The organism is Spirulina subsalsa CS-330 (assembly GCF_028330765.1).
Lineage (GTDB): Bacteria > Cyanobacteriota > Cyanobacteriia > Cyanobacteriales > Spirulinaceae > Spirulina > Spirulina subsalsa_A.
Genome location: NZ_JAQMTY010000009.1, coordinates 1 through 9,350, shown reverse-complemented (window position 1 = coordinate 9,350; position 9,350 = coordinate 1). Strand labels below are relative to the sequence as shown.

The 9,350-nt window shown below is 51.0% G+C and carries 10 protein-coding genes and 1 pseudogene; 7 read left to right on the top strand and 4 right to left on the bottom strand.

The features are described 5' to 3' along the window. Nucleotides 1–141: 141 nt before the first annotated feature. Nucleotides 142–333: pseudogene (locus PN477_RS00505) on the top strand (NrtR DNA-binding winged helix domain-containing protein); the annotation flags it as partial. A gap of 234 nt (nt 334–567) precedes the next feature. Continuing rightward, nucleotides 568–4,137: a S8 family serine peptidase gene (locus PN477_RS00500; protein WP_272121461.1), complete on the top strand. Its 3,570-nt coding sequence runs from the start codon at nt 568–570 to the stop codon at nt 4,135–4,137. Nucleotides 4,138–4,143: 6 nt separating this feature from the next. On the opposite strand, the gene PN477_RS00495 is transcribed toward PN477_RS00500, so the two are convergent. Continuing rightward, nucleotides 4,144–4,269: a hypothetical protein gene (locus PN477_RS00495; protein WP_272121459.1), complete on the bottom strand. Its 126-nt coding sequence runs from the start codon at nt 4,267–4,269 to the stop codon at nt 4,144–4,146. 40 nt (nt 4,270–4,309) lie between these two features. Here PN477_RS00495 and PN477_RS00490 point away from each other — a divergent pair, with 40 nt between their 5' ends. Together PN477_RS00490 and PN477_RS00485 are read left to right on the top strand one after the other, a co-directional pair. Further along, nucleotides 4,310–4,561 carry a type II toxin-antitoxin system ParD family antitoxin gene (locus tag PN477_RS00490; protein WP_272121457.1) on the top strand — a complete coding sequence of 84 codons (252 nt, stop codon included), beginning with the start codon at nt 4,310–4,312 and terminating at the stop codon, nt 4,559–4,561. Continuing rightward, the gene (locus tag PN477_RS00485) at nt 4,554–4,883 is read left to right on the top strand and encodes a type II toxin-antitoxin system RelE/ParE family toxin (RefSeq protein ID WP_272121455.1); all 330 of its coding nucleotides are present in this window, start codon (nt 4,554–4,556) and stop codon (nt 4,881–4,883) included. The genes PN477_RS00490 and PN477_RS00485 overlap by 8 nt, the downstream gene beginning before the upstream one ends. A 25-nt stretch (nt 4,884–4,908) precedes the next feature. On the opposite strand, the gene PN477_RS00480 is transcribed toward PN477_RS00485, so the two are convergent. Then, complete coding sequence (locus PN477_RS00480) at nt 4,909–5,037, bottom strand: hypothetical protein (RefSeq protein WP_272121453.1); 129 nt, start codon at nt 5,035–5,037, stop codon at nt 4,909–4,911. 25 nt (nt 5,038–5,062) lie between these two features. Between PN477_RS00480 and PN477_RS00475 the strand changes: the two genes are divergently transcribed. The 3 genes from PN477_RS00475 (at nt 5,063) to PN477_RS00465 (ending at nt 6,256) form a co-directional block, all read left to right on the top strand. After that, nucleotides 5,063–5,317 carry a ribbon-helix-helix domain-containing protein gene (locus PN477_RS00475; protein ID WP_272121451.1) on the top strand — a complete coding sequence of 85 codons (255 nt, stop codon included), beginning with the start codon at nt 5,063–5,065 and terminating at the stop codon, nt 5,315–5,317. A gap of 6 nt (nt 5,318–5,323) precedes the next feature. After that, a complete protein-coding gene (locus PN477_RS00470) occupies nt 5,324–5,629 on the top strand; it encodes a type II toxin-antitoxin system RelE/ParE family toxin (RefSeq protein ID WP_272121449.1) in 306 nt (101 codons plus the stop codon). 183 nt (nt 5,630–5,812) lie between these two features. Continuing rightward, a complete protein-coding gene (locus PN477_RS00465) occupies nt 5,813–6,256 on the top strand; it encodes an aspartyl protease family protein (RefSeq protein ID WP_272121447.1) in 444 nt (147 codons plus the stop codon). A 130-nt stretch (nt 6,257–6,386) separates the two neighbouring features. Here the strand turns inward: PN477_RS00465 and recG are convergent, their stop codons facing one another. After that, nucleotides 6,387–8,834 (bottom strand): ATP-dependent DNA helicase RecG, encoded by a 2,448-nt coding sequence (recG, locus tag PN477_RS00460; protein ID WP_272121446.1) that lies wholly within the window; start codon nt 8,832–8,834, stop codon nt 6,387–6,389. Nucleotides 8,835–9,170: 336 nt separating this feature from the next. Further along, nucleotides 9,171–9,350: hypothetical protein (locus PN477_RS00455; protein WP_272146883.1), on the bottom strand; the 180-nt coding region annotated here is incomplete at its 5' end.

Sequence of the window (9,350 nt, the reverse complement as noted above, 5' to 3'; positions counted from 1 at the left end):
GGACATTCAGTGGACGTTAAACAGATGCTTGGGTCGGGGAATCTGGACGGGGTTTCAAGACAGAGATGACTTGAGACTAGACAAACCCAATGAAGCAAGAATCCCCCGTTATAATCTTTGATTTAACGGTGGGAGTGTCAACAACTCTACTGCACCGTCCTCGGCGAAAACTTCGCCGACTATTCCAATTTTCGCGCCCGTCTCCTCAAACTCGGCATCCTCCAAGATACCGGCGTGAAAACCTCACGGGGGGCGGGCCGGCCGGCGAGTTTGTATCGCTTTGATACGATCGCGTTTGAACCCCTACGCCATAAACCCCTTGTGTTTGTTTAATCGCCTTGGGTACATCTCAACTTTTGCAGATTCACACGGCTCGCCAGGGAGCACCCTCATCCCCAGCCCTTCTCCCGAAGGAGAAGGGAGCCAAAAGCCCTCTCCTGGGGGAGAGGGTTGGGTGAGGGATTGCATCACTGGGATTTCATCAAAACTTTACCAAACCGGCGCATTTAACTGCATAAAAAGAATAACAAAGCCCAGATAGTTAAGTAGGTGCATTTGTTGTCTGAAGTGCTGACGCTAGTTCTGTCTAACTCGCTTCTTCACACGCTTATCAGGTCAATACCGATGCCTAAATCCCCACAATCTCCATCTCCCTTCCACGCCTTCATTCTCGAACCGATCCTCACGCCCAGTGCGATCGCAGATAGTCCGTTTGATGAGCAACCCGATTTCGATGATGTCAATGTTGATGATCTTCTCGATCATTTAGAGGGCGATCGCGCCCCCGACAGCCTCAACTTTGATCCCGCCGATGTCGAGATTTTACCCTTCGCGTCACCTTCTGAATCCAACTACACAGGCGGAGAGTTTACCGTCGGTGCGGATGGCACGGTGGGCATCGATTTTCTCTTTGACGGGGGTGCGTACCGTCGCGGTGAAGTGGGGATTTTCAGCCTTGAGGGTCTCGATCCTGATAGTGAAAATTTCACTCAATTGGCGGCAGAACGGGCGTTAAGTAATTCCGAGCAAGGCCATGTGGTGATTTCCGATGCCACCGATGGGGCGCGGTTCAGCGGCACAATGCGCGAGGCGGATTTCAACGCGGGCAAATATCAAGGGGTGCGAGAATTTGAAATGAAGGCGGGCGATCGCTTCGGGATCATGCTCGCCTCGAACCACTCCATCGAAGATGTCGCCAATGGCAAGATCGAAAACGTCCGCTTTTCCATGTCCCGCCCCGACAGTGCAATGCAATTCGGCCAGATTGCCGATGTGACGGGGGACGGTAATACCTTCGCCTTTGAAGATGTCACCCTAGACCAATCCGACCAAGACTATAACGACATCGTTTTCCAAGTGCGCGGCGCAACCGCTGAAACCGCCCTCATGGATGAGATGGTGGCCGAGGGGCGCGATTGGCGGACTCAGAACATGGGCCAAGCCTTAATTGAATACGCCAACGCCTACACCGATAATGTGGACTATACCGCCGCCGATTTTGAAGCTGCACGGGAGTTTCAGCCCTTGGTGGGGGTGATTGATACCGGGGTCGATGCCGATGCGATCGGCTTGGATGCGGACGCGATTTTGACGGGTTCAGACTTCATTGATGGCGATGATAATTCACTCCTCACCGATGGCGAGGGCGACGAACACGGTACGCAAGTCGTCAGCCTGATCAATACCATCAATGACGATGCTCCCCTGTGGGTGGGGCGTTCTGTGGGTTCGGGTCAATGGGCGAGTTCCCTGGTGGAATTCGTTGATGCGGCGGTGGAGTCGGAGCAGCCTAACGCGGTGGTAAATCTCAGTTTTGACCTCACCCAAATTGACGCAGACGGTAACATCACGACCCGCGACGAATTCACCCCGATGGAGATGGCGGCGTTGGAATATGCCCGCCAAAATGATGTGTTAGTGGTCGCCGCTTCCGGGAATCAAGGGGCGTTGATGTCGGCATTGGGTCAAGCCTCGGAACAGTTCGACAACATCATCACCGTGGGCGCAGCGGAACAAATCGACCCCAATGCCTCCAATTGGCAGGGCTACGATCGCGCCTCCTATTCCAGCTATGGCAAGGGTTTAGACCTGATGGCCCATGGTGGCAACGGTTCATCAATGGCAGCGGCACAGGTAACGGGGGCGATTTCCCAACTCTGGGCAGCAAATCCGGATCTGAGTTACCAGCAAGCGATCGCAATCCTGAAACAAACCGCAACCGATTTAGGTGAAGCTAATCCCGATCTAGAAACGGGTGCAGGGCTGCTCAATGTCGCGGCAGCGGTGCATTTGGCGAAAACAATGAAAGCTGAGGATTACGAAAAAGACCTTCAGTATGTGCCGTTAACCTGGAGCGGTGAGGATGAGTTTACCCCGATGGAACGGGCTGCAAATCCTGACGCTGCGACAGTCGCCGCAGTGATTTCTACAACCTGGGAATCATTTGTCAGTCGGTTTCGTAGCACTTCAAGTTCCGGGTTTAGTAATTTCCTGCGGCGCATTTTTGATCGGTTCTATAATTCAGTCGCCCCCGTAACTCAGACCTTTGATATTCCTGATGGGCGACAAGTCCGTAATGTGTCAGGCGGTAGTAGTGAGTTTAACTTTAGTCTTGAAAGTGCCCAAAGTCGTGTCCAGTTTGCGCTGGCTGGGGATGGCTTTACTCAGGATGATTTCACGGTTGAATTGCTTAAAGATGGTGTCGTGGTGGAGACAAAAGCACCTGACAGTGGCAATTATGTCAGCTTCTCGGATGTGGCAAAGGGTAACTATACGCTCAGGGTCAAGGTCAAATCAGCAAAAGGTTCTCAATCATATCAAGCTGTTGTCAACCTCGATCAGGCTGGCAATGACCTTTCTCGAACTGATTCAGATGGCTTAGATCCCTATGATTTAGGAAATATTGCTGGCCAGCGTAAGGTACTTAATGATTTTGTGAGTTTTAAAAATCCAGAATTTGTTGATAAAGATACCTATAAGTTCTGGACTGATTCAGAGTTCCGAAAGTTGAAACTCTCTATTCTCAATGAGAATGGTAATGTCGTGGATAAGTTAGCAGGAGATGTACAGATTGTTCTGTATGACAAATATTATAATGTCCTGAAAATCATTGACTCCTCTAATCAGAATGCCGTGAGTGCGGAGTATCTTTTGAGTCCTGATAGCCCTTATTATGCGCGAGTCAGTAGTAAATCTGGTGAGCAAACAAACTATCAACTTTCCCTAGATGTACAAGAGGAAGAAAAGCGGCCCCGGAGTTTTGATATCAAACCCCAAGAAGGCTCAATCAATGGCTCTGAAACCAAACACTTTGGTTTGAACTTTTTCCCAGGTCAGGAATGGGAAACCAAACCGGGATATAAATTAGCATTCCAGGGTGATGGCAATCTCGTGATGTACAACGCTGATGACGAACCCATTTGGGCAACGGGAACAGCCGGAAGTGGAGCTAATAAGCTCTCTATCCAAGGGGATGGAAATGTTGTTCTTTACAAGGATGACTCACCACTTTGGGCAACAGATACTTATGGTAATGACGGAGCTTATTTTGCTGTTCAGGGCGATGGGAATCTCGTTGTATATTCACAAGCTGGTCAAGTCTTATTCAAGACGGGTGTGAATAGTGGGGTATTGAATGCTTCAGAAAAATGGTTAGGAGAACATTTCAGCAACCCCAAATTTGATGTTTTCGTTAATTGGGCTAAGTCACAAACTCAACCTATTAAACGCCTTGATCGTAATGATTTAGCAGGGCAATGTGTATCACTGATTGCACGATATATTCAGGATGTTTATTTGCCTGAGTCTGAGCGATATAAGCTTCGCAGCTTTGGTCATGGTTATGCTACAGCTAGTGTAGTGGCAAGTCAATTTCCTCAATACTTTAGTGCATACACAACTACTGGTGGTTTAGCATCCAATCCACCCAAACAAGGAGCAGTTATTTCATTTGGTAAATATTCTCCGAAATTTGATGGCACGTATGGCCATGTCGGCATTGTGACCAGCTATAACCCCACTACAAAAACAGTCAAATATATTGATATTGGTTTGGGATTGAGTGGCGGAGTAGTTGCAGGTGAACGTTCTATCTCAGCAACTGATTATCGGATCAACGGTTGGACTAATCCGAAGTAACAAACCTCAGTCATAACTACCCCATAAACCCCAACGCACCGCTGCCCCCACCCACCCCGCAGCGGTGCGTTTTGCGTCAGGGCGGGGTGCTTTGCTGTTGTGGTCATGGCAAGAAATGGCAAATATTGCCATAATAGGCACAACCTTGATTAAATAGTGTGCTATGAAAACCATGAATGTTTCCCTGCCCGATACCATGCGGGACTATATCGAAGAACAGGTCAAGCTGGGCGGTTATGGCAGCGTTAGTGAATATATGCGCGATTTAATCCGTCAAGATCAGAAACGGAAAGCCCAAGCACAACTTGAGACCTTTCTGTTAGCTGGATTAGATTCAGGAACGGTAACCCCAATGAGCGATCGCGACTGGACAAAAATTCGCCAAGCAGTACAAGAACGTCTCAATAAAAAATCAGATGTATGAAGTCCTGAAGCGTCCACAGGTTATTCGTGACCTGATTGATATTGCTACCTATATTGCAGCAAATAACTTGGAAAATGGAGAGCAGTTTCTGTATGCAACAGAAATAACATTTAAACAACTTGGAAAAATGCCAAAGATGGGAAAATCTTGTCAATTTTCGCACCCACGCTTGCAAAACATTCGTCAAGTCGCGGTGAAAGGATTCCGAAACTATTTGATTTTTTATCAAGTCACGGAAGCAGGTGTTGATGTTTTGCGAGTCATCCATGGATCGCGAGATATTGAAACAATTCTAGAAGAACAAAAGGAGCAAGAAAGCTAAACATCTGACTCCATACACTGCAAGATTAACGCGATCGCACCCCCAACCCCATCAACCCCAACGCACCGCCACCCCCACCTACCCCGCAGCGGTGCGTTTTGCGGTGGGGCTTGGGCGCAAACGCCCATTCGTGGTGAAAATGCCATAATGACAACGTACCCTAAGATTGAGGTGTCTCCATGCAAATCACCCTCAAACCCGAATACGAAACGTTTATTCAAGCTCAACTCGATAACGGTCATTACCAGAGTGCCGATGACCTGTTCGCCCAAGCCCTCGAACTCCTAAAACAGCAAATCACCTATGAGGAATGGCTCACCGAGACCCGGCAAAAGATTACCGTTGGTGTTGAAGCACTAGCCCGTGGTGAAGGCGTTGAAGGCGATGTGGTAATTGCCCAACTGCGCGATCGCCTCTACAACCCGCAACAATAATAGAGCATGAGAGAGTATGTCATCTCACCACCAGCCATTCAAGATTTAGAAGGCGCGATCGACTATTTTGCTCAAACCAATGTGGAAACAGGCGAACAGTTTCTTCAACAATTCACCGCTTGGTGTCAAAAATTACGCCAGTTCCCCATGATTGGCAAACGTTATGATGGTCTTTTCGTGGGATTGAGAGGAGTATTAATCGGTGAATATATCCTGTTTTATCAGGTTTCAGAAGATGTCGTAGAAATTATACGAGTGGTATACGGAAAACGCGATTTAGTGTCTTTATTTAAGCCAGATAATTCAGCATAAAGTCATAGGATTGCTCTACATAACCATCACTAAAACCCCATCACCCCCAACGCACCGCCGCCCCCACCCACCCCGCAGCGGTGCGTTTTGTTCGTTGCCCCCCAGAGCGCAACCATTACGCCCCGACCAATCCATCACGTCATCCATTCGTCATAATTGAGGTAGAGTGACAAAAATAGAGTCATGCCAAACGCAACAGAAAACCCAATGGGTAAAATCATCACCACCCTCACCATCATCAACCGTGCCGACCAATCCGCTGCTTCACGTGGATACATCCCAGAAGAAGAAGTGCGATCGCTCACCCTCGATAATGTTCTAGTGGATACAGGGGCAACCACCTTATGTCTGCCGAGTGATGCGATCGCGCAACTCGGCCTAGAACTGCTCAAAGAAGTAGATGTCGCCACTGCTAACGGCTTCAGTAAAACCAAAATTTTCCGCGATGCCAGCATTGTGCTAGAGGGTCGAGAAGGCACATTTGAATGTTTAGAATTACCCGGCGGGCGTGATCCCTTACTTGGTGTAATTCCCCTCGAAGCATTGGGGATTGAACTAGACTTAAAAAATCAACAATTACGGGTTTTACCTGAACAGTCCATCGATACCTACTTGACTATTTTGTGATAGGCGATCGCCCCTTTCCTAACCCCATCAACCCCAACGTACCGCCACCCCCACCCACCCGGCAACGGTTTAATTTTCGATGAGTGTAAGGACGAATCGTAGCGCGATCGCACTGACTCCATTTCATTTCTTAATTTAAAATAGTGCCGCCCATCAGTTGGCGATCGCGCTCTTCTAATTCCGCTTTTAAGGAGGGATGATCGTGTAATTCTGGATCAGCCAACATGAGCTTTTCCGCCCCATCCCGCGCTAACAATAGCACATCTTGATCATCCACTAAGCTCGCCAGGGCAAAATCCGCTAACCCCGTTTGCCGCGTTCCCAATACCTCCCCCGGCCCCCGTAAACGCAGATCCATTTCTGCAATGAAAAACCCATCTTGGGACTGCTCCAACACATTCAACCGTTGGCGCGAATCTGGGTTTTTACTACTACTCATTAAAAAACAATAGGACTGATGAGAACCCCGCCCCACCCGGCCCCGCAGTTGGTGCAACTGCGACAGCCCAAACCGCTCCGCATTTTCGATTAACATCACCGTTGCATTGGGCACATCGACCCCTACTTCAATCACCGTTGTTGAAACAATAATCGGCGTTTCATTGTCCCGAAATTGGCGCAGGGCTGCTTCCTTTTCCGCCCCCTTCATCCGACCGTGGAGGAGGCCAACTTGGACTTCTGGAAAGATGGTGGACTGTAAGCGATCGTGCTCTTTTGTTGCTGCCTTAACATCCAGTTTTTCCGACTCTTCGATCAGGGGAAAAATGATATAGGCTTGGCGACCTTGGGCCAGTTCACGGCGGATCAGGTCGTAGGCTTGGGGGCGTTGTTTGGCGGATAAAACCGTGGTTTGGATCGCTTGGCGACCGGGGGGGAGTTCGTCGATTTGGGAGACATCGAGGTCGCCGTGGAGACTGAGGGAGAGGGTGCGGGGGATGGGGGTCGCGGTCATGGTAAGGACGTGGGGGGACTGACCTTTGGCGAGGAGTCGCGCCCGTTGTTTGACCCCAAAACGGTGCTGCTCATCGATGACCACAAGGCCCAGTTGGCGAAACTGTACCGGGTCTTCAATTAGGGCGTGGGTTCCGACGAGGAGGGGCAATTCGCCGGTATAGAGTTGGCTGTGGATGTCGCGGCGTTTTTTGACTCCGGTGGAGCCGGTGAGGAGTTCAACGGGGAGATGGAGGAGGTTGAACCATTCGACGAGTTTGCGGTAATGCTGTTCGGCGAGGACTTCGGTGGGGGCCATGAGGGCGGCTTGATACCCGGCTTGGAGGGCGGCGAGGATGGCGAAGACGGCGACGACGGTTTTCCCTGACCCCACATCGCCTTGAACGAGGCGATTCATCGGGGTTTCGGAGGCGAGGTCTTGGAGAATGTCGCTGATCACCCGTTGTTGGGCGGTGGTGAGTTGGAAGGGGAGCAGGGTACGGAAGCGATCGCTCAATTCCCCCGTGGTCGCTAACACAACGCCGGTCTGCTCCTGTTGTCGCTCTTGACGACGGCGCAAAAAGCCCAATTGCAGGTAGAAAAATTCATCGAAAATGAGGCGGCGGCGGGCTTGGGCGAGGTGGTCATGGTCGGGGGGAAAATGGAGATGGCGCAGGGCGGTGGGGAGATCCACAAATCCATATTGCTCCCGGAGCGCGATCGGGAGAGGGTCGGTTAAATGTTCCACCGCTGGCAGTGCTGCCACGATCGCCCGCCGCACATTGTCCGCCGTCACCCCTTCCGTGAGGGGATACACCGGCACAATCCGCCCAATTTTCAACGACTCCAATTCACCATCGGGGCCATCGAGCACTTCCACTTCGGGGTTATCGAGGGTTAAGCCGTATTTATTCACCTTCACCAGTCCAGAGGCGGCAGCGGTGACCCCGACGGGATAGTAAGCCTCTTGGGATTTTTGCCAGCCCCGACCGCTAAACCGGGAGCCGTGGTAAAAGCGACTGAGTTTAATTTGACCGGTGCGATCGCGCAATCGCAATTCCCAGATCGTCAATTGCTTATTGCGCGGACTGGTGAAACAGCGGCAACTCTTCACCGTCCCGATCAGTGTCACCGTTTCCCCTGGTTCAAGCTCCGCAATATTGGCTTGACGGGCGTAGTCGATATGGTCGCGGGGATAGTAAAACAGCGCATCCCGCACCGTGCAAAGATCTAAGCGCACCAAGGCTTTCACCCCTCGCCGCCCCTTCAGACTGGGAAGCTCCACCAAGGGCAGATCTAGAGAGATTGGCCCCGCACTGGGCGAAGCTTGAGCGATGGGGGTGCGCTGAAGGCGGGACGGTTGGGGCGTTGAGGGGGGAGCGAGGAGGGCTTGGATCAGATGGCGGGCAGCGGCGATCGCAGCGCGGCGTTGGCTCAGGGTTGCCTCCGAATACTGGGCAAAATCGGCGGCCAGTTTCGCCCATTGTCGCCGCTGATCCGGCGTGCCTTGGTGCAGCGTTTGCCCAAAACTGAGGGTCATAAACTCGCTAAACCGATACTGATTACCCTGCAAATCGGCAAAGCCGCGATCGGCTTCAACAGCAAGGGCTTTTTTGAGTCGTAACCAGTCCGGCGGCGCGTGGGTCATGGCAGCGAGAGGGATGGAGCGAATTCATTGTAGCGAGTCCAGGATCAAGAACAACAGTACCGTTTTTGACGTGGCATCCCCTGCGTGTCTTTACCACAGCTTCATATAGTCTTAGCCTTTTATAAAAGTTTCGGGAAGTAAACCCGTTGCCCCTTGGCGGCATCCGCAAAACTACGGTTTAGTAAAAAGGAACAGCCGCACATCTGACCGGATGGCTCATAAAAAAAAGCTCCAACGAAACGTTGGGCTTTGGGTTTAATCACAGCTAATGACAGTATAGTCCACGGGTGCTCGTCTTGCCACCGTGTCGGGCGACTCAACAATACATCAAAACATCTACCCAGGGGTGAGTACACAGACGTTGCTCACCTTATTTTTGCGGCAACAGCAGACATCCGGCCAGAAAAACACGCCAATTAAGCCCATGATGCGATCGCATCTCGCCAGCAAAACATTCAGCAACCCACCGGGTTGACTGACTTGATCACCCTCACCCCCAACCCCTCGCCCAGAGGG

What these genes read in the sequence shown, in the direction of transcription:
- PN477_RS00495 (WP_272121459.1), bottom strand. Translation starts at nt 4,269, where the DNA reads ATGGCAATATTTGCCATTTCTTGCCATGACCACAACAGCAAAGCACCC.
- PN477_RS00465 (WP_272121447.1), top strand. Translation starts at nt 5,813, where the DNA reads ATGCCAAACGCAACAGAAAACCCAATGGGTAAAATCATCACCACCCTC.
- PN477_RS00490 (WP_272121457.1), top strand. Translation starts at nt 4,310, where the DNA reads ATGAATGTTTCCCTGCCCGATACCATGCGGGACTATATCGAAGAACAG.
- PN477_RS00470 (WP_272121449.1), top strand. Translation starts at nt 5,324, where the DNA reads ATGAGAGAGTATGTCATCTCACCACCAGCCATTCAAGATTTAGAAGGC.
- recG (WP_272121446.1), bottom strand. Translation starts at nt 8,834, where the DNA reads ATGACCCACGCGCCGCCGGACTGGTTACGACTCAAAAAAGCCCTTGCT.
- PN477_RS00485 (WP_272121455.1), top strand. Translation starts at nt 4,554, where the DNA reads ATGTATGAAGTCCTGAAGCGTCCACAGGTTATTCGTGACCTGATTGAT.
- PN477_RS00475 (WP_272121451.1), top strand. Translation starts at nt 5,063, where the DNA reads ATGCAAATCACCCTCAAACCCGAATACGAAACGTTTATTCAAGCTCAA.